At 57.4% G+C, this 18,391-nt stretch carries 18 protein-coding genes; 4 read left to right on the forward strand and 14 right to left on the reverse strand.

The genetic code is table 11. The annotated features are described in order from the left end of the window. Positions 1 to 279: IS3 family transposase (locus G403_RS0109095; RefSeq protein WP_027853717.1), on the reverse strand; the 279-nt coding region annotated here is incomplete at its 3' end. A 99-nt stretch (positions 280 to 378) separates the two neighbouring features. Here G403_RS0109095 and G403_RS0109100 point away from each other — a divergent pair. After that, entirely contained in the window at positions 379 to 1,188 is an 810-nt protein-coding gene (locus tag G403_RS0109100; protein ID WP_027853718.1) for a DUF1338 domain-containing protein, read from the forward strand. A gap of 18 nt (positions 1,189 to 1,206) precedes the next feature. Here the strand turns inward: G403_RS0109100 and glcF are convergent, their stop codons facing one another. The 8 genes from glcF to dctP form a co-directional block, all read right to left on the reverse strand. Continuing rightward, the gene (gene glcF / locus G403_RS0109105) at positions 1,207 to 2,415 is read right to left on the reverse strand and encodes a glycolate oxidase subunit GlcF (protein WP_027853719.1); all 1,209 of its coding nucleotides are present in this window, start codon (positions 2,413 to 2,415) and stop codon (positions 1,207 to 1,209) included. A 6-nt stretch (positions 2,416 to 2,421) separates the two neighbouring features. Continuing rightward, entirely contained in the window at positions 2,422 to 3,486 is a 1,065-nt protein-coding gene (glcE, locus tag G403_RS0109110) for a glycolate oxidase subunit GlcE (RefSeq protein ID WP_027853720.1), read from the reverse strand. Further along, positions 3,479 to 4,981, reverse strand: a complete 1,503-nt coding sequence (locus tag G403_RS22745) for an FAD-linked oxidase C-terminal domain-containing protein (RefSeq protein WP_051298777.1) — start codon at positions 4,979 to 4,981, stop codon at positions 3,479 to 3,481. The genes glcE and G403_RS22745 overlap by 8 nt, the downstream gene beginning before the upstream one ends. Positions 4,982 to 5,010: 29 nt before the next feature. After that, complete coding sequence (locus tag G403_RS0109120; protein ID WP_027853721.1) at positions 5,011 to 5,436, reverse strand: GlcG/HbpS family heme-binding protein; 426 nt, start codon at positions 5,434 to 5,436, stop codon at positions 5,011 to 5,013. 31 nt (positions 5,437 to 5,467) lie between these two features. Continuing rightward, the gene (locus G403_RS0109125) at positions 5,468 to 7,654 is read right to left on the reverse strand and encodes a malate synthase G (protein WP_027853722.1); all 2,187 of its coding nucleotides are present in this window, start codon (positions 7,652 to 7,654) and stop codon (positions 5,468 to 5,470) included. 24 nt (positions 7,655 to 7,678) lie between these two features. After that, complete coding sequence (locus G403_RS0109130; protein ID WP_027853723.1) at positions 7,679 to 9,226, reverse strand: TRAP transporter large permease; 1,548 nt, start codon at positions 9,224 to 9,226, stop codon at positions 7,679 to 7,681. Beyond that, entirely contained in the window at positions 9,223 to 9,924 is a 702-nt protein-coding gene (locus tag G403_RS0109135; RefSeq protein WP_027853724.1) for a TRAP transporter small permease subunit, read from the reverse strand. The genes G403_RS0109130 and G403_RS0109135 overlap by 4 nt, the downstream gene beginning before the upstream one ends. Positions 9,925 to 10,000: 76 nt before the next feature. Further along, positions 10,001 to 11,125, reverse strand: coding sequence for a TRAP transporter substrate-binding protein DctP (gene dctP, locus G403_RS0109140; protein WP_051298817.1), 1,125 nt, complete (start codon positions 11,123 to 11,125; stop codon positions 10,001 to 10,003). 275 nt (positions 11,126 to 11,400) lie between these two features. On the opposite strand from dctP, the gene G403_RS22750 reads away from it, so the two are divergent. Then, positions 11,401 to 12,195 carry an FCD domain-containing protein gene (locus G403_RS22750; protein WP_051298780.1) on the forward strand — a complete coding sequence of 265 codons (795 nt, stop codon included), beginning with the start codon at positions 11,401 to 11,403 and terminating at the stop codon, positions 12,193 to 12,195. On the opposite strand, the gene G403_RS0109150 is transcribed toward G403_RS22750, so the two are convergent. Next, a complete protein-coding gene (locus G403_RS0109150) occupies positions 12,189 to 12,935 on the reverse strand; it encodes a type 1 glutamine amidotransferase (protein ID WP_027853726.1) in 747 nt (248 codons plus the stop codon). The genes G403_RS22750 and G403_RS0109150 overlap by 7 nt on opposite strands. Positions 12,936 to 13,069: 134 nt before the next feature. On the opposite strand from G403_RS0109150, the gene G403_RS22755 reads away from it, so the two are divergent. Beyond that, positions 13,070 to 13,831, forward strand: coding sequence for a metallophosphoesterase (locus G403_RS22755; protein WP_051298782.1), 762 nt, complete (start codon positions 13,070 to 13,072; stop codon positions 13,829 to 13,831). Here the strand turns inward: G403_RS22755 and G403_RS0109160 are convergent. From G403_RS0109160 to G403_RS0109175, 4 genes are all read right to left on the reverse strand, one after another. Beyond that, complete coding sequence (locus G403_RS0109160; RefSeq protein ID WP_211232668.1) at positions 13,816 to 14,682, reverse strand: ABC transporter permease subunit; 867 nt, start codon at positions 14,680 to 14,682, stop codon at positions 13,816 to 13,818. The genes G403_RS22755 and G403_RS0109160 overlap by 16 nt on opposite strands. Then, positions 14,679 to 15,572 (reverse strand): ABC transporter permease subunit, encoded by an 894-nt coding sequence (locus G403_RS0109165; protein WP_027853728.1) that lies wholly within the window; start codon positions 15,570 to 15,572, stop codon positions 14,679 to 14,681. The genes G403_RS0109160 and G403_RS0109165 overlap by 4 nt, the downstream gene beginning before the upstream one ends. After that, complete coding sequence (locus tag G403_RS0109170; RefSeq protein WP_027853729.1) at positions 15,569 to 16,705, reverse strand: ABC transporter ATP-binding protein; 1,137 nt, start codon at positions 16,703 to 16,705, stop codon at positions 15,569 to 15,571. Before G403_RS0109170 ends, G403_RS0109165 begins: the two co-directional genes overlap by 4 nt. A gap of 70 nt (positions 16,706 to 16,775) precedes the next feature. Further along, positions 16,776 to 17,870, reverse strand: coding sequence for a polyamine ABC transporter substrate-binding protein (locus G403_RS0109175; protein WP_027853730.1), 1,095 nt, complete (start codon positions 17,868 to 17,870; stop codon positions 16,776 to 16,778). Positions 17,871 to 18,127: 257 nt separating this feature from the next. On the opposite strand from G403_RS0109175, the gene G403_RS0109180 reads away from it, so the two are divergent. Beyond that, complete coding sequence (locus G403_RS0109180; RefSeq protein ID WP_027853731.1) at positions 18,128 to 18,334, forward strand: hypothetical protein; 207 nt, start codon at positions 18,128 to 18,130, stop codon at positions 18,332 to 18,334. The last annotated feature ends 57 nt before the right edge of the window (positions 18,335 to 18,391 follow it).

Consider the following 18,391-nt stretch of genomic DNA (forward strand, 5'->3'; position numbering starts at 1 on the left):
TAAGAGAGCGGAAGCCTTTTTTAATATGTCCTTTTCTTGCTCCAAGCGTTTAACCCTGGCTTCCAGTTCCTGGATGCGCTTCTGCTCGGGCGTCATAGCTTTGCTTGCGGGCGTTTCCCCGTCACGTTCGGCACGTAACTGATCCACCCACCGACGCAGTGCGGTATCACCGATACCAAGTGACCGGCAGGCCTCAGCGATGGAATAGCCCTGATCCAGTACAAGACTAGCGGCTTCCAGCTTGAACTCGGGCGTAAAGGAACGACGTTGTTTTTTCATTGAACACCTCTAGGGTGGCAAGGTTACCACCTATCTGGGTGTCCGGAATCATTGAACCACTACAGACAAATTCCCTGTTTGTGAGGGAGGAGGTGAGTCGTGAACCACTACCGGTTCTTTCAACAGCTTTGGCAGGATTACGTTGGGATCACACCACAGGCGGAAGCGATCCAGCGCCTGTTCATCGAACGGGGAGAAACGATCGTCAATGACCATGTGGCCTTTCGCACCCTGGCTCACAGCCCAATCTCGTTAGAGCGACTACAGCCGCTACTGGAACAACTTGGCTATCGTGCGTTCGGCCAATATCACTTTGCGACCAAGAAGCTTCGGGCCCGCGCCTTTGCTCATGAGGTGGATGCAACCGCGCCAAAGATTTTCCTCAGCGAGCTCGAATTCGAACACCTGTCGGACAAGGTACAGGCGATTATCCACACTCTGCTCGCCCAAGTTCCTGAGGATGCGGCCAGTGATGTAAGCGTTTTCTGGAGCGGGCGGCACTGGGCAATACCCACCTGGGAGGCATACGAGGCATTACTGAAAGAGAGCGAATATGCGGCCTGGCTGTCCGTATTGGGGCTCAGAGCCAACCACTTCACCGTCAGTGTTAATCACCTGGAAACGCTGCCGGACCTTAAAGCAGTAAACCAACTGCTCAAGGACAATGGTTATGCGCTCAACGTACAGGGGGGCGAGATCAAGGGCTCGCCCGGCCTGTTACTGGAGCAGTCTTCGACCCTGGCCGACCATATCGCGGTCGAATTTGGAGAGGGTGAAACCCACCGGGTACCCAGCTGCTACTACGAGTTTGCCCTGCGTTACGAGGAGTCGCCGGGCAAACTCTTTGCCGGGTTTATCGAGGGCAACGCCGACAAGATCTTCGAGTCGACGCATAGCCGGGATGAGTAGAAAAGCTCAACAGAACGTTTATTGATCCAGCAGCTCAATCCAGTGTTGCACCGGTACGCTTGCCTTGCTCTCCAGATGCAGTTGGCAGCCGATGTTGGAGGTAACAATACGCGCCGGGGACTCTCCGGTGAGTGCCTGAATTTTGTTGTTGAGCAGACGCTGGCTCAACACCGGCTGTAATACAGAGTAGGTGCCCGCCGAGCCGCAACAGAGGTGATTATTCTCGGTTTTTGCCAGATCGAAGCCGGCCTGTTTAAGCACCGCATCTACACAACCGCCCTGCTTCATGGCGTGCTGCAGCGTACAGGGACAGTGCACAGCCACCTTGCCTGACGGACGCTCCGCTTTGAGTAGGCTCAAATCCTCCTCCAGCAGAACTTCGGCCAGATCCCGGGTCAGTTCGCTGACCCGTTTTGCTTTGTCGGCATACCGGGGATCATGACGCAGCAAATGCCCATATTCCTGCACCATCGCACCACAGCCCGACGCTGTCATAACGATCGCCTCGCAGCCCGACTCTATGGCCGGCCACCAGGCATCGATATTACGACGCATAAAATCGAGCCCTTCCTCATGGGCTGACAGGTGGTAACTCACCGCGCCGCAGCAGCCTGCCTCCGGGGCCTCAACCAGAGTAATGCCCAGCCGATCAAGCACCCGCGCAGCGGCTGCGTTGGTGGTGGGTGCGGCAGCCGATTGAGCGCACCCGGCGAGCGCCAGCATCACCCGGGCGTGGCGCTTCGCAGGCCAGGGGGATGCAACCCGCTTGGGTGGCACCTTGGCTTTAAGCGCGGCGGGCAGGACAGGACGGAACGTCTGGCCCAGTTTCATCATCGGACCAAAGCGCTCGGGATACGGCAGCACCTTGCGCAGCCCCCAACGCATCAGCTTTTCCTTGAGCGGCCGGTCCAGCTTCTGCTCCACCAGGCCCCGGCCAATATCCACCAGCCGTCCATACTGCACACCTGACGGGCAGGTGGTTTCACAGCTGCGACAGGTCAGGCAGCGATCCAGATGAGTCCGCGTTTTTTCCGTGACCTCGCCGGTTTCCAGCAACTGTTTGATCAGATAGATCCGCCCGCGAGGGCCATCACGCTCATCACTGAGCTCCTGGTAGGTGGGACAGGTGGCGGTGCAGAACCCGCAGTGCACACAACTGCGCAGTATCTCTTCGGCTTCCTGACCCTCTGGGGTGGACTGATAGATTTGAAGAATCTCGGTTTTCATATCGATCTACATCCAGCTATAGAGGCGGCCCGGGTTGAACAAGCCGTCTGGATCAAAAGCGTGCTTCAAGCGCTGCTGCAAGGCTTTGACGGCTTGTGGCGGCGTATGCATCACTTCAGCGCTGCGATCACCACCACGGAACAGGCTCACCTGCCCCCCGGCTTCGACGGCGATTCGTTCCATCTCGCTGAGCTCAGCATTACCCAGGTACCAGCGCTGGGCGCCACCCCAGTCCACCAGCCACTGTCCGGACAAGCCTGGCATACGGGCTGTGGGATTCACCGAAAAGCGCCACAGCGGCAGACTGGTGCAGAAGAAATCCAGCTGATGGTCACGTAACCTGTGCCAGAAATGCTCAGCATCCATCAGCTCACTGCCACCCCAGTGGGACAGGGTGGCATCTACCGCAGAGTGAGCACCCGAGAGCCTCAGGTAGAGCTTGTTATCGAGCCAGCAGGCCGCGCTCAGCGGCTTGGCCTCCACGCTCCTGCGGTTCATGATCGACACCGCTTCGTCCATCTCACAGTCGAAAACCAGCGTCCGCGTGGAGGCAGGCCGGGGTAGTACCTTGAGGCTTATCTCGGTCATCACTCCAAGCGTCCCCATTGCACCGGCCTGTAACCGCGAGACATCGTAACCCGCCACGTTTTTCATCACCTGACCACCAAAACGTAACGCCTCTCCCTGACCGTTAATCAAGCGCACACCCAATACCTGATCACGCACCGAGCCCCACCAGGGACGGCCGGGACCAGATAAATGACAGGCCAACGTGCCGCCCAAAGTCGAGTTCTTACCGAACCGGGGCGGCTCGAACGACAGCATCTGGTTATGCTCGCTCAGTGCCGCATCGAGCTCAGCCAGCGTGGTTCCTGCCCGGGCTGTCAGCACCAGCTCCACCGGATGGTAGGTCAGAATGCCGGTATGGCCACTGAGATCCAGCACCGGCAGCGCACTATCGGTGCTACGCCCCATAAATGCTTTGGTGTCACCCCCCACGATTCGCACCGGCTGTCGCCGCTCGCGGGCCGCCAGTACCTGATCGACTAGCTGTACCTGTTTATCACTCATGACCACCCTCCCTGTGCAGCTGATTTTCGGCACCACTATTGGGCTCGATGCTCATCTCCAGGGAGCGGTACTCCTGGCACTGACGCAGGGTCGGGATCCCTTTTCCGGGATTCAGCGTACCGGCCGGATCGAACGCCGCTTTGATACGGTGAAACTGAGCAATATCAAGATCGTTGAACTGGGCAGGCATCTGCCGGATCTTCTCTACGCCCACACCATGTTCACCGGTGATACAACCGCCCACCGCGACACAAAGCTCCAGGATTCGGCCGCCGAAATCCTCGGTTTTCTCCAGCTCGCCCGGAACGTTGGCATCGAACAGAATCAACGGATGCAGGTTGCCGTCACCGGCGTGGAAAACATTGGCCACACGCAGGCCACACGCCTCGGACATACGCTCCATCTCGGTCAGCACGTGAGCAAGCTGTCCCCGGGGAATGGTGCCATCCATGCAGTAGTAATCCGGGGATATTCGACCCACTGCGGGAAATGCCGATTTACGCCCCTGCCAGAGCCGCGCCCGCTCCTCCTCGTTATGCGAGGTCCGTACGGAAGTAGCACCAAGGCGCTTGAACAGGCTTTCCACCGCGTCGATATGCTCGTGGACCTCCTCTTCGGTTCCGTCCACTTCACACAGCAACAGAGCCTTCGCCTCGGTCGGGTAACCTGCTTTGGCAAAGGCTTCGGCGGCGACAATGGCATGGCTGTCCATCATCTCCAGGCCACCGGGAATGATACCCTCAGCGATGATCGCTCCCACTGCGTCACCGGCGGTCTGCACCGAATCGAAGCCGGCCATCACCACCTGAGCCACCTCCGGCTTGGGCAGCAGCTTGACTCGCACTTCGGTCACGATCCCAAGCAACCCCTCGGAGCCGGTCATCAGCGCCAGCAGGTCCATGCCGCAGCTGTCCAGCCCTTCGCTCCCCAAGGTAATTCTCTCCCCTTCCACGGTGAGCAGATCCACACTGAGCAGGTTGTGCACCGTCAAACCGTATTTAAGGCAATGCACGCCGCCGGAGTTTTCCGCCACATTGCCGCCAATGGTGCAGGCTATCTGTGAGGAGGGGTCCGGTCCGTAATACAGCCCATACTTGCCGGCCGCCTCACTGATCGCCAGGTTACGCACGCCGGGCTGTACCCGGGCGGCGCGGGCCACCGGGTTGATCTCCAGAATCCGGTTGAACTTGGCCATGGAGAGCACTACCCCTTCCCGGTGGGGCATAGCACCAGCGCAAAGGCCGGTACCGGCGCCACGGGCGACCACCGGCACCCGCTCTTCATGGCAGATCCGCAAAACCTGCTGGGCCTGCTCCACGGTCTCCGGCAGCACCACCAGCATCGGCATCTCACTGTACACCGAGAGACCATCGCACTCGTAGGGCTTTAGGGTCTCATCGTCACTGATCACATATTCCGGGTCGATAAACGCCCTGAACTTCTGCGCCAGTACCTCTCGGGATACTCCCGGATGCACATCCTGCCTGTCACTCATGACTCTCCCCTTTGCTGCGGCTCAAAAGCTCAGCCTCTGGTGGCAAGAAAATGATCGATGCCCGCCTGGGCACATTCCATATCCTGCTGTGGTGTCCCAGAGCTCAAACCGATGCCACCCACAACCTCGCCATCGATACTCACCGGCAGTCCACCGCCCACCACGCAGAGTCGTCCACCAAGAGCCGTATGAATCCCGAACACCAGACTGCCCGGCACACACTTTTCGTTATACTCGTGGGTCGCTTTTTTCGCCGCTGCCGCGGTAAACGCTTTGTCCTGAGCGATGGTGACACTGGTGATTTTGCCGCCATCCATGCGCTCGAAAGCAACCAGGTTGCCGGACTCATCCACCACGGCGATACACATGGGCACGCCGATTTCCTGCGCCTTGTTGGCTGCTCCTGCAATCAGAAGCCGGGCATCCTGCTGATCCAGTCGAGTAATCGTTAACATACGCACACCCGTCCTTTCTTTAAGTAGACAATTAGTTTGAGTACTGGTTTTTCTGCGTTCGGCGATGGGCGTGCAGCAGCGGCTCGGTATAACCGTTAGGTTGATCACATCCTTTGAAAATCAGGTCCCGAGCGGCCTGGAACGGAATACTCGAGGCCAGATCAGGCGCCATCGGCTGATAGGCGGGGTCGCCCGCATTCTGGTTATCCACCACCTCAGCCATGCGTTTCAGCGTGTCACTGACCTGATCGTCAGTGCAGATGCCATGTTGCAGCCAGTTAGCCAGGTGCTGACTGGAGATACGCAGCGTGGCACGATCCTCCATCAATCCCACGTTGTGGATATCCGGCACCTTGGAGCAGCCGATCCCCTGCCCGACCCAGCGCACCACGTAGCCCAGGATCCCCTGCACATTGTTATCCAGCTCGTTCTGGATCTGCTCCGGCGTCAGCGGGGTATCACCCAGTAAAGGCGGGGTCAGAAGTTGTTCGATGGGGGTGGCGGCGCGACCCGCGATCTCATGTTGACGCGCCTGAACATCGACCTGGTGGTAGTGAGTGGCATGCAAGGTTGCGGCGGTAGGCGAAGGTACCCAGGCGCAGTTGGCACCGGCCTGCGGATGCGCCAGCTTAGCCTCCATCATCCGGGCCATCTCGTCGGGCATCGGCCACATACCTTTACCGATCTGAGCAACGCCTTCCAGGCCACAGGCAAGGCCGATGTCCACATTGCGATCTTCATAAGCCTTTATCCAGGGCTCCGCCTTGATCGCCTCCTTAGGCAAGACAGGCCCCGCTTCCATGCAGGTATGGATCTCGTCACCGGTACGGTCCAGGAAGCCGGTGTTGATGAAAAACAGTCGCTCACGGACGGCACGCATGGTCTCTTTCAGGTTGGCTGAGGTACGGCGCTCCTCATCCATCACGCCCACCTTCAGGGTATTGGCCGGCAACGAAAGCGCCTGTTCAACGCGCGTGAACAGCTCGTTGGTCAGCGCCGCTTCCTCAGGCCCATGCATCTTCGGTTTGACGATATAGATGCTACCGGTCCGACTGTTACGGTAACGGCCCTGACCTTTCAGATCGTGTACGGCACAGAGCGTGGTCACCATGGCGTCGAGGAACCCCTCGGGTACCTCATCACCGTTCGCATCCAATACCGCATCGGTGGTCATCAGATGCCCCACGTTGCGCACCAGCAGCAGGCTGCGACCATGCAACGTCAATGTGCTGCCATCAGGAGCCGAGTAGGTGCGATCAGCGTGGAGCCGACGGGTCAGCTGCCGCCCCCCCTTGTCGAAGGTATCCTCCAGTGTACCCATCATCAGACCCAGCCAGTTCCGATAAACGCCCACCTTATCCTCCGCGTCCACCGCTGCGACGGAGTCCTCGCAGTCGATGATGGTGCTCATGGCCGACTCCATCAGAATATCTTTCACCCCGGCCGAGGAGAGTTGGCCGATGGGGTGCTCCGGATCGATCTGCAGCTCCACATGCAGCCCGTGATTGCGCAGCAGTACACCGCGGGACGCACCCTCCTCGTGATAACCGGCAAACCGGGTCGGATCCGACAGACCGGTGACCTGACCACTGTCGAGTTCGATCGAGAGAGTCATCCGCCCGCCATCGGGATGCACACGGTATTCACTCACCCGGGCGTGAGATCCCTCATTCAGAGGGGCCACACTATCCAGAAAGCGTGCCGCCCACTCGATGACTCTTTTGCCTCTTTGCGGGTTAAACGCTTTGCCCTTTTCACAGCCGTCACTTTCCGCAATCACGTCGGTACCGTAGAGCGCATCGTAGAGGCTACCCCAGCGGGCATTAGCCGCATTCAAAGCAAAGCGAGCATTGCTGCAGGGCACAACAAGCTGCGGACCGGCCACCTGGGCAATCTCCACATCCACATTCTTTGTGGCCACCGAGAACGGTTTACCTTCCGGTACCAGATAACCGATCTCGCGCAGAAACTGCATGTACGCCTGCGCATCGAAGGACACATGTTTGTGTTGGCGATGCCATTCATCGAGCTGAGCCTGAAGCGCATCCCTTTTTGCCAGCAACGCCCGGTTTTTTGGCCCCAGATCTTTGAGAATGGCGTCAAACGAGGCCCAGAAATCGGCCGGTTCCACGCCGGTTCCCGGGGCAATGTCCTGCTCAATCAGCCGGTAAAGGGCAGCATCTATCTGCAGGCCAGCTTCCTGAATTCGATTACTCATATCTGAATCTCGCTTTAATAACGTTTAGCCGTAGACCAAATCCGGCAGCCAGGTAATCAGCGCCGGGAACAGGATGCAGAGCACCAGACCTGTGGCCTGCAGCGCCAGGAACACCAGCGATGAACGGAAGATCGTGCCCATGGAGATTTCCGGCGGACAGACACCGCGGATATAGAACAGCGCATAGCCGAACGGTGGGCTCAGGAAAGACATCTGCATATTCACCAGATAAAGCACACCGAACCAGAGCACCACGTCGTCACCCGGCACAGCCGGAAGCCCGAACAGGCCATCGAATTCGAGCGCCTGCACAATGGGGATGAAGATCGGCACGGCCAGCAGCAGGATCCCCACCCAATCCAGGAACATACCGAGAATGACCAGCAGCACCATCAACAGGAACAGAATGCCGTAGGCAGAAAGTCCTGTGCCCAGAATAGTCTCGGTAATAAAGTTCTGCCCCCCCTGAAGGATGTAGAAGCCGACAAACACTGATGCACCGAACATGATCCACAGCACCATGGCGGACGCCTTGGCCGTGGTAATTGAGGCCTCACGCAGAGTCTGCACCGAAAAAGCGCCGTGCTTCCAGGCCACCAGGATCGCGCCGAAGGAGCCGATACCGGCAGCCTCCACCGGGGTGGCGACACCACCGAACAATAACCCGAGCACCAGCATCACCAGGATGATAGGTGCCACCAGGTCTTTCAGCAGCAGCAACTTCTCTTTCAGCGAAATACGCTCTTCCATCGGCACCGGCGGTCCCAGTTTGGGATTCAGCATGGTGCGGATCAGCACGTAGGCGATATACATACCCGAGAGCAACAGGCCTGGCACCACCGCACCCAGGTAGAGTTCACCCACCGACTGCTGAGCAACCACCGCATAGAGGATGGCCAGTATTGAGGGCGGAATCAGTATCCCCAATGTACCGCCGGCCATAATTGAACCGAGGGCAATCTGGTGGTCGTAGTTGCGCTTCAGCATGGCCGGCAGAGCGATAATCCCCATGGTCACCACGGCGGCGCCGATTACACCGACCATGGCGGCCAGGATGGTCGATGCGATAATAGTCGCTGTCGCAAGCCCACCGCTTAAGCCCCCCATCCACTTGTAGACCACATTGAACATCTCTTCGATCAAACCGGCCCGTTCAAGCATCGATGCCATGAAGATAAACAGCGGTATCGCTGCCAAATCAGAGTTGGTCATCATCGGGAAGATGCGGCCCGGGATGATATTCAGCATCAACCCATCACCCACCAGGTAGATAAAGGTGACACCGAGGCCCCCGGTCACGAAGGCCAGCGGTAACCCCATCATCAACGCCACCAGAAGGGACCCGAACATCAGGTAGGTCAGGGGCCCGATCGATACACTGGACAAGGATCCGGCCAGCCGGAACAGGAAGTATTCGTCGCCGTAGGGGTCATAGAAAACGGTGTTGATCGTCTCCACCAGGATAATGAACCCAAGCCCTACGGTTGCGATGATCATCAACCAGGTGCCGAGTTTTCCCACCAGAGAGCCACGATGGCTCACTATCGGCATATCGGACGTATGTGTCGTCATTGCGCGCCCTCCCGTCCCATGCGCACGAACAGCGCGATATCCTTGATCAGTTTCGATACCCCCGCCAGCAGGATCAGTAAGGCACCGAGCAGCATCATTCCCTTAACCGGCCAATACTGAATACCCCAGGTCTCCACCGTGGTCTCCCCCATGCGATAGGCATCGATAAAGAAGGTCCAGGAGGTGCCCGCCAGCGCCAGCGTGAAGATGAAAAAGAACATGGAGGTAAAAATATCCATGCCAACCCGGCCACGCTCCGGTAGCAGGTTATAGAGCACATCCACTCGAACATGGGCGCCATGCAACATGGCATAAGCCCCTGCCAGCAGATATTGCATACCCAGGAGCAGAAAGCTGGACTCATGTACCCAGATGGTGGGCATGTTGAAGAAATAACGCATGATCACTTCATAGAAGTAGAAGCAGACCGCGTTGACCGTCCAGAAGGCGACGAATACCCCAGACTTTTCACTGATCCAGTCGATCACGCGGGTAACGGCGTTACCCTCAAAATGCTGGTGGATGATCGGATCTTCATCCGCCTGCACCTCCCCCATGATCGGATGGGATTCGGCGACCTCAGCGCCCTTTCGAGCCGCCCGCCGGCTCAGGGCCATCATGATCAACGGCATTACCGCCAGCCAGCCCCAATAGAGCCAGTGCGGCATTACAAAACCAAAGCCTTCAAGATCAGACATGTAGGTTACCTCGTAGAAGACTGTTCACAACTGCGGGGGAGGCCCGCCTCCCCCTGTGGATAGCTTGGGCTGGGGGCTACTCCATACCCTTGATATCCTCTTCCGAGATGTACCCCACGGTGTCGTTCATCATGTACTTAAGCTGCAGATCAAAGATGGCACGCGCATCTTCATCCTTGTTCGCCCACTTGTACCAGACCGGTATCGCCGCCTTACGGAAGCGCATCAGATCATCCTGACTCAGTCGAGAGACGGTGTCCCCCGCTTCCTTGAACTTCTCCATGGCCTCGATGTTGCGCTGCTGGATCGTCAGGTAGTGGCGCTGAGAGTAATTGCGCACCTGCTCTTCAACGATATTCTGCAACTTCGGATCCAGGCTGTTCCAGGCCCGCATATTGACGGTCAGGTCCATCAGATCCACCGGTTGATAGATCGACATAACCCCCGGCGGTCCGAACAGGATGTAGTCGGTGACCTGAGAAAAACCCAGTTCCCAGTTCACAGCCGGGCCCACGTAGTCCGCGGCATCAATAGTGCCTTTCTCCAGTGCCGGGAAAATATCGGAACCCGGCAAGCTGACGGTGGATACACCGAACTGTTGGAACACCTCGGCCACCATGCCGCCAGGCAAGCGAATTTTCATTCCCTTGAGGTCATCCAGGCTGTTAACCGGCTGTTTGGAATGAATAATGTTGGCGTCATGCTGAATGGGACCGACGTAAAAAAGACCGAATTTCTTATAGATTTCACGGGTTTTTTCCAGCATCCCCATGGAGTAAAACATGGTATCCCACTGATGGGGCTGGTCAGGACCGGCCGGATAGGAAGAGAGGAAAACAGTCGCCGGAATCTTACCGGACCAGTAGAGGGTGAAGGGATTCATGCCCTGGAGTACGCCGTTGCGCACCGCATCGAACAGCGCATTATTGTCCGCCGCTACCGACTTCGCCGGGAACGGCTTGAAAATCAATTCACCGTTGGTTTTCTCCTCCATCTCGTTACACCACTGCTCGAACAACCGGTAACCCACCGTACCGGCATCCCAGACGGATTGGATTTTCCATGTTTGAGCCGCCTGCGCAGGCGTAGCGGCCAGCATCGAGGTGCCGGCCACAGCGGCACTGGCCAGAGCAACGGACTTGAGAAACGCGCGCCGTGGCTTTTTGCCCACGGTTGGATTGCGCATGTCATCGTTGTTCATATTCATTCTCCACACTTTTTATTTTTCTGGGTCGGGACTGGAACGCTGAGTCAGTACTGCACGGCGCACCGACCTAAGCGGCACTCCGAGCGTTGTGCGCAAGAAGCGTTGTCCAGAACGAATAGGGCGTCCAGCAAACCGGTAACTGGTCGGACCAGTTTTTTGTTGCCCTTGGTGGACGCTTTGGTAGAAATAGCCGATATTTATTCAGCCGCCGCTAATATGCCGCGAGCGAACACCCAAAATAAGAACAGCTGGTCCAACCAGTGGATAAAATGAAAAAACAGCAGCCTCTCTCGACCGCTCAATCGATCGCCACACATCTGGAACAGATGATTCTGGATGGCAGTCTGGCACCGGAAAAAAAAATGCCTTCGGAAAGGCAGCTTGCTGCCCGGCTGGGCGTATCACGCGCTATCGTCCGTGAAGCCCTGCACGAGCTGCACGGTCGAGGAATGATCGAAACCCGTCATGGCAAAGGCTCATTCGTTGCCTGTGTCGTCCCCCCGGTGGAGGAATCCAGTCCGTTAATGCTGGCGTTTTCCGATAACGCACGTACGCTCTACGACCTGTTTGAGGTGCGCGAGCAACTGGAAGGACAGGCGGCAGCGCTGGCGGCGGAACGCGCCAACGAGAAAGATCAGTATCGGATTCAGCAGGCCTTCGCAGCGATGGAGGCGGCGGACCCATTAACCAACGCGGAGCTCGACCACGCGTTTCATCGCGCCATCGTCGAAGCCTCTCACAACCCGGTGCTTGTTCACGTGCTGAGCAGTCTAAAGGGGTTGATGCTGAATTCGGTTCAGGCATCAGTGGCGAACCTGAACCACCGTCGCTCTTTCAAACAGCAGATCGACAAACATCACCGGCAAATCTATCACGCTGTCATCAGCCGTCAGGCGCACTGGGCCAGAAAAGCGGCTATGGCCCATGTACGGCATGTCAGCGAGTCGCTCCGGCAGATTGAAGAGCGTGAGAAGCACCTGATCCGTACCGCGTTGGACGAGACCCTGTACTGCACAACGCCTCCCGCGAACACCGGCTATCGATCGGTCCAACAGCCCTACTGAGAACCGGCCCCCAGCACTATACGGTCCACAAACGCCGTCATCAGGTGGTTGGAATGGGGCGTTTCCACAGCGCTGGAAAGCACGGCATCCAGATGCCCATCACCGTCGGTATAGTGGGCTTTGTAGTGGGTCAGCCGCTCTACCAGAATCCGCTTATCGACCTCCGGGTGGAACTGAAACGCCCAGAAACGTTTTCCACGCAGTTTAAAAGCATGGGCGCACTGTTCGGTATAGGCCAGCAGCTCACAGGCGTCGGGCAGTTGGTCGGCATACTGCCGATGAACCGATACCGCCATAAACGGGTCCGGTCGATCCCGGAACAGCGGATCCCCGGCTGCCAACTCCGTGAGTGAGATAGGGATTGTTCCCATCTCGAAGCCTACGTCCCGGTGTTTGATTTCGCCGCCGAGCGCCAGTACCGCTAACTGAAACCCGAAACAGGACGCAAAGACCGGCATATCCAGCTCAGCACAACGTCTCAGTAGCCGCTTAGCGTCAGAAACAAAGGTATAGCGCTCAGGCTCCAGCACGTTCGCTTCGCTGGCACCACCGACGAGAACGGCGTCATAACCGTCCACCACAGAAGGCTCGAAGCGGGGTGTATCAAAGACATTTAAAATCCGGATCTGCTCAGGTTTGAGCTCACAGTAGCGAGCAAAGCTCTGATGCTCTTCCACGCGGACATGCTCGCCTTCGCGGATCTGTAACAGCAACAGGCGAAGATCGTCCCGCTTTTTCATCGGCCTAGCCCTCTATACCGTGCGTTACCTCAATCATAAAACGGTGCCGCAACTCTGTATAACCCGTTGGTACTGTTCAGATCAATGCGTTGTGGCATATGCTAAAAGTGACATCAGGAAAAGGGAGTAGCTGAGTGTCGGTATTTGTGCAGACCGTGGGCCCTAACCTCAAAGGGCGCGATTTTGTCGTCGGCGATATTCATGGCTGGCTGGGGCCTTTGCAGGCCGAGCTTGAAGCGGTGTGCTTCGATACGGCCGTGGACCGGCTGTTCTCGGTGGGGGACCTGATCGACCGGGGTCCGGACTCCGAGCAATGCCTGGAGCTGGTCAAAGAACCCTGGTTTTTCGCCGTGCGCGGCAATCACGAGCAAATTCTATTCAACTGGCTGAACGATCCAACCAGTATCAATACCGAAGACTGGATGCGCTATGGCGGTAAAGCCTGGCTGGGCGAAGGGCCGGAGCACTATTTCTGGCGCCATTCAGGCATGCGCCAGTTCGCCGAGAAGCTTGCCGTCGAAATGCCCTGGGCGATTGAACTTGAGCTTGCCGATGGACGAGCCGTGGGAATAACTCATACCACGGTTCCGGTGGATAACTGGCTGGATTTGAAACTGCGGCTGCCCAACGAACCGGCACTGCGTGAAGCCCTGATCTGGGGCCGGCCGGTGAAAGACCCCAAGTTTAAACACACCGTTGAGGAGATAGACCTGACCGTCCACGGTCATGTGATCCTGCCGCAGATTCAAAAGCGCGGCAACGGCATCTACATCGACACCGGCGCCGCGCTTTTTGGTCAGAAGATCTCCGAACAGAGCAACTGCCCTCATCCGAGGATCAGTGCTGTTGAGGTCAGTGACCTCTTCTTGATCACTGACGATTATTTAGTAGCCTGATTGTTAGCCTGCGTCAGTTGCATCTCCATCTGTGCACGCTTTTCCTGTCGATAGAGCAATACGCCGGCCACCAGCACCGCCACACTCACCAGCAGAACGACAATAGTCGCCAGCGCATTGATCTCGGGGCTCACGCCGAGCCGGACACTGGAGTAGACCACCATCGGTAAGGTGGTAGCACCGGGGCCCGAGACAAAGCTGGCTACCACCAGATCATCCAGTGACAGGGTAAAGGCCAGCAGCCAACCCGCCATCAGGGCCGGTGCTATCAGGGGCAGGGTTATGGTGAAGAACACCTTGACCGGTCTCGCGCCCAGATCCAGTGCCGCCTCCTCCAGCGAACGATCCATATGCGCCAGCCGGCTCTGCACAATCACCGTCACGTAAGCCATGGCAAAGGTCATATGCGCGATGGTAATCGTCGTCTGGCCACGGCCGGAAGGCCAGCCGATGGTTTCCTGCATCGCCACAAACAGCAGCAGCAAAGAGAGACCGATAATCACCTCGGGCATCACCAAGGGAGCCGTCACCATGACCTGGAGACTGGCACGCCCGCGAAAGCGACGGAACCGGACCAGCGCCATGGCCGCCAGAGTACCCAGGATGACCGCTCCCGAGGCCGTGGTTGCGGCTATTTTCACACTCAACCAGGCGGCACTGAGTAACTGATCATTCTGTAGCAGTTCACCATACCAGCGGGTACTGAATCCGGCCCAGACTGTTACCAGCCGACTCTCGTTGAAGGAGTAGACGATCAAGCTCAAAATCGGACCGTAGAGAAAGGCATAACCAAAAACGAGCAGGGTCAACAACAGCGGAAACCGGCGTTTCAGCACGCCTTTCTTGCTCATGTCTCTTCCCCCGCTTTCTGCTCAAAGTGTCGCATGGCCACAAAGGGCACAATCAGCACCACCAGGAGTACCGCCGCCAATGATGAGGCCAGGGGCCAGTCCTTGTTACTGAAAAACTCGGTCCACATCAGTTTGCCGATCATCAGCGTGTTGGGGCCGCCCAACAGATCCGGAATCACAAACTCGCCCACCGCCGGTATAAAAACCAGCATGCCACCGGCGATCAAACCGGGCAGCGAAAGCGGTAAGGTGATCTGCAGAAACTGTTTCCAGGGGGGACATCCCAGATCAGCCGCCGCTTCCAATAAGGTCAGATCCAGCCGGATCAAGGTCGCATAAAGCGGTAACACAACAAATGGCAGATAGCTGTAAACAATGCCGATATAGACCGCGATGGGTGTATGCAAGATCTCCAGCGGTTGGTCGATAAGTCCGCTCCAGAGCAGCAGATTGTTCAGCAGACCATTGCCCTTGAGGATACCGATCCAGGCATAGACTCGAATCAGGAACGAGGTCCAGAACGGCAGAATCACCAACATCAAAAGGGGCAGACGCCAGTGCCCGGGAGACCGCGCGATGGCATACGCCATCGGATATCCCAGTAGCAGGCAGATCAACGTTGAGATCGCCGCAATCTTCAACGAACCGAACAGGGCCGCGCGATAAAGCGGATCATCCAGCAGTAACAGGTAGTTACCGAAGTTAAGCGTAACCGAGACCAGTCCATCCCCCAGCGCACTGAACAGCTCCGTGTAGGGAGGCTGGGCCAGGGCCGGTTCTGCCAGGCTGATTTTCAAGACAAACAGAAACGGCAGCAGGAAAAACAGCCCGAGCCAAAGCCAGGGCACGCCGATGATCAAACTTCTGCCCCGGGGCAGACGCCACCTCATCGCTCAAGCACTCCGCAGCTGTTTGCCTGCCAGCCAAGCTCCACCGAATCTTCCCAGGTCAGCGGTTGCTCCGCGAGCGCCTGGATATTGGACTGGGTAAACTGAACCCGTTTACCGGTGGGCAGCTCCACATGATAGATCGACACATCACCCAGGTAGGCGATCTCCTTGATCACACCGGACAGGGCGTTAGGCAGACGGTTTTCCGTCGTTTGCAGACGTACTTTCTCTGGCCGGACCGCCAGCGTAACCGGGGTTCCGGGTATCAGTGGCTGTCCGTGCGTAACCTCCAGGTCGGTTCCGGCCTCCTCGCTGCGTATGGTGACGCGATCCTCCTCCTGCGCCAGTACAAAACCCTCGAGCAGGTTTACCGAGCCTATAAAATCCGCGGCATACCTTGAATTGGGATACTCGTAGAGTCGCCGGGGCGGATCGACCTGCTCCACACGACCATCACGCATCAATGCGATCCGGCTGGACATGGTCATCGCCTCCTCCTGATCGTGGGTCACAACAATAAAGGTGATCCCCAAACGCTCCTGAATGTTAACCAGCTCGAACTGGGTCTGCTCACGCAGCTTTTTATCCAGCGCACCCAGCGGCTCGTCCAGCAGTAAGATCTTGGGATGTTTAGCCAGCGCACGCGCCAACGCTACCCGCTGACGCTGCCCCCCGGAGAGCTGGTGCGGTTTACGTGTGGCCAACTTTTCGATCTGCACCAGGGAGAGCATCTCGGCAACGCGACTTTGCCGCTCGGACTTCGCCATCCCCTCCTGCTTGAGTCCAAAGGCGATATTGTCAGCCACGTTCATATGCGGAAACAGCGCATAGGACTGAAACATCATATTAACGGGGCGCTCGTAGGGCGGCACCGCCGTCATATCCTGACCGTCGATCAGTATCCGGCCTTCGCTGGGGATTTCAAAACCGGCCAGCATCCGCAGCAGCGTGGTTTTACCGCAGCCGGAGGGCCCAAGCAGCGAGAAAAACTCACCGGCGTGGATCTGCAGGCTGACATCATCAACGGCATAGAAGTCGCCAAAGCGTTTACTGACCTGATCGATACGGATGATCGGCTCCCCTTCCGGGGCCTGCCAGGCGCTGTCGGGTGTGAACTGTCGTGTACTAGGCATTAATCGGCGTCGCTAAACGCCCAACCTCCCCGGTCGGGGAGGTTGGGGATAACAGAGAAAGGAAGCTCGGTTACTGGCCGGTTTTAACGCGGGTCCAGGCGCGGTTCATATTGCGAATCTCGCGTTCACCCGGCGTTTTCAACACAAAAAGTTTCTCCCGTGTTTCAGCCGGCGGGTAGATGCCGGCATCGGCGCGGATCTCCGGATCAATCAGATCTTCAGCTGCGGCGTTCGCATTGGCGTAGGCCACGTAATCGGTCACCGGCGCAATCACCTGCGGATCAAGCAGATAGTTAATAAATTTGTGCGCGGCGTCCGGGTTTGGTGCATCGGTAGGAATCACCATCACGTCGGTCCAGACCACCGCGCCCTCGGAGGGAACCGCGTAGGCCACGTTCACACCGTTCCCGGCTTCGGCGGCGCGATCACGGGCCTGCAACACATCACCGGAGTAGCCGTGAGCTACACAGATATCACCATTAGCCAGGTCATTGATGTACTGCGAACTGTGGAAGTAGCGAATATTAGGGCGTACCGCCGCGACAACTTCGGCGGCCTCATCGATCGCCTCACGGCTGAAATCGTCCACCGGCTTACCCAGGTAGGCGCGCGCCGCAGTCAATACTTCGGTGGCATCATCCATCAGCGTGACACCACACTGCGCCAGCTTACCGGAGATCTCCGGGTCGAACACCAAACGCCAGGTATCCAAAGGCATGTCATCGCCCAGGATCGCCTTGACCTTGTCCACGTTGTAGCCGATTCCGGTTGTTCCCCACATGTAGGGAACTAAATACTGGTTGCCGGGGTCTATATCGGTCAGTGATTCCATGATCACCGAGTCCAGGTTGTCCCATCGATCCAGCTTCGACTTATCGAGCTTTTGATAGAGCCCGGCCTGTATATGCCGGTCTGCAAAGGGACGCGCGGTGGGGAACAGCAGATCATAGCCGCTTTGGCCGGCCAGCAGCTTGGCCTCCGCTACTTCGTTGGAGTCGTAGACATCATAGACCACATCGATACCGGTGGCGGCCTCGAAGTTAGCGACCGTGTCTTCCGCAATGTAATCGGACCAATTGTAGACATGGAGCTCTTCAGCCTGGGCGTGAATGCCCATGGAGAGAGCGAGAGCAAGACTGGTAACACTGGTGACTGCACGTTTCATCGCACTGTTTCTCCTGCGGTGATCCCTGAAAACCCAACGCGACCCCTGTCGCGGCGGGGTGCCGACATAAAGGCGAATATGAACAATCTCAGCTGAAAACGAAAGTATTTTCAGCGTTTAGCTTAAAAACATAGACCCAGGCGCATAGGTTGACCAATCCGACGACAGAGGGGGTTTAACCGGATCCGCACAGAAATGACATATAGCTGCAATCTGATCAGCGTTTAATCGCCTGTGGATGAAAGAGGATAATGACAATGAATACAGAACATCATTTCACAAATGACCTGCAACAACTGCTCAAGCGCGGCTACTCCGCTGATGATCTGAGAACCGTATTGAGCGCACCGGCTGATCTGGTTGACCGGGCTGTACTGCAGTACCGGGAAGAGATCCAACAGCGCCAGCATGATCGCAAGCTTCACAGCCAGGCCACCTACGCCATGCGCCTGCAGCGCCGCTGAATTGTACTTTCCGGTTAATCACTAAAGTGCTTCGTTCAGGCAGTGTTCACCACTTAA

This window comes from Marinobacterium litorale DSM 23545, from assembly GCF_000428985.1.
Lineage (GTDB): Bacteria > Pseudomonadota > Gammaproteobacteria > Pseudomonadales > Balneatricaceae > Marinobacterium_D > Marinobacterium_D litorale.

Coding starts and splice junctions, on each gene's coding strand:
- glcF (WP_027853719.1), bottom strand. CDS start 2,415: ATGAAAACCGAGATTCTTCAAATCTATCAGTCCACCCCAGAGGGTCAG.
- glcE (WP_027853720.1), bottom strand. CDS start 3,486: ATGAGTGATAAACAGGTACAGCTAGTCGATCAGGTACTGGCGGCCCGC.
- G403_RS22745 (WP_051298777.1), bottom strand. CDS start 4,981: ATGAGTGACAGGCAGGATGTGCATCCGGGAGTATCCCGAGAGGTACTG.
- G403_RS0109120 (WP_027853721.1), bottom strand. CDS start 5,436: ATGTTAACGATTACTCGACTGGATCAGCAGGATGCCCGGCTTCTGATT.
- G403_RS0109125 (WP_027853722.1), bottom strand. CDS start 7,654: ATGAGTAATCGAATTCAGGAAGCTGGCCTGCAGATAGATGCTGCCCTT.
- G403_RS0109130 (WP_027853723.1), bottom strand. CDS start 9,226: ATGACGACACATACGTCCGATATGCCGATAGTGAGCCATCGTGGCTCT.
- G403_RS0109135 (WP_027853724.1), bottom strand. CDS start 9,924: ATGTCTGATCTTGAAGGCTTTGGTTTTGTAATGCCGCACTGGCTCTAT.
- dctP (WP_051298817.1), bottom strand. CDS start 11,125: ATGAACAACGATGACATGCGCAATCCAACCGTGGGCAAAAAGCCACGG.
- G403_RS22750 (WP_051298780.1), top strand. CDS start 11,401: ATGAAAAAACAGCAGCCTCTCTCGACCGCTCAATCGATCGCCACACAT.
- G403_RS0109150 (WP_027853726.1), bottom strand. CDS start 12,935: ATGAAAAAGCGGGACGATCTTCGCCTGTTGCTGTTACAGATCCGCGAA.
- G403_RS0109160 (WP_211232668.1), bottom strand. CDS start 14,682: ATGAGCAAGAAAGGCGTGCTGAAACGCCGGTTTCCGCTGTTGTTGACC.
- G403_RS0109165 (WP_027853728.1), bottom strand. CDS start 15,572: ATGAGGTGGCGTCTGCCCCGGGGCAGAAGTTTGATCATCGGCGTGCCC.
- G403_RS0109170 (WP_027853729.1), bottom strand. CDS start 16,705: ATGCCTAGTACACGACAGTTCACACCCGACAGCGCCTGGCAGGCCCCG.
- G403_RS0109175 (WP_027853730.1), bottom strand. CDS start 17,870: ATGAAACGTGCAGTCACCAGTGTTACCAGTCTTGCTCTCGCTCTCTCC.
- G403_RS0109180 (WP_027853731.1), top strand. CDS start 18,128: ATGAATACAGAACATCATTTCACAAATGACCTGCAACAACTGCTCAAG.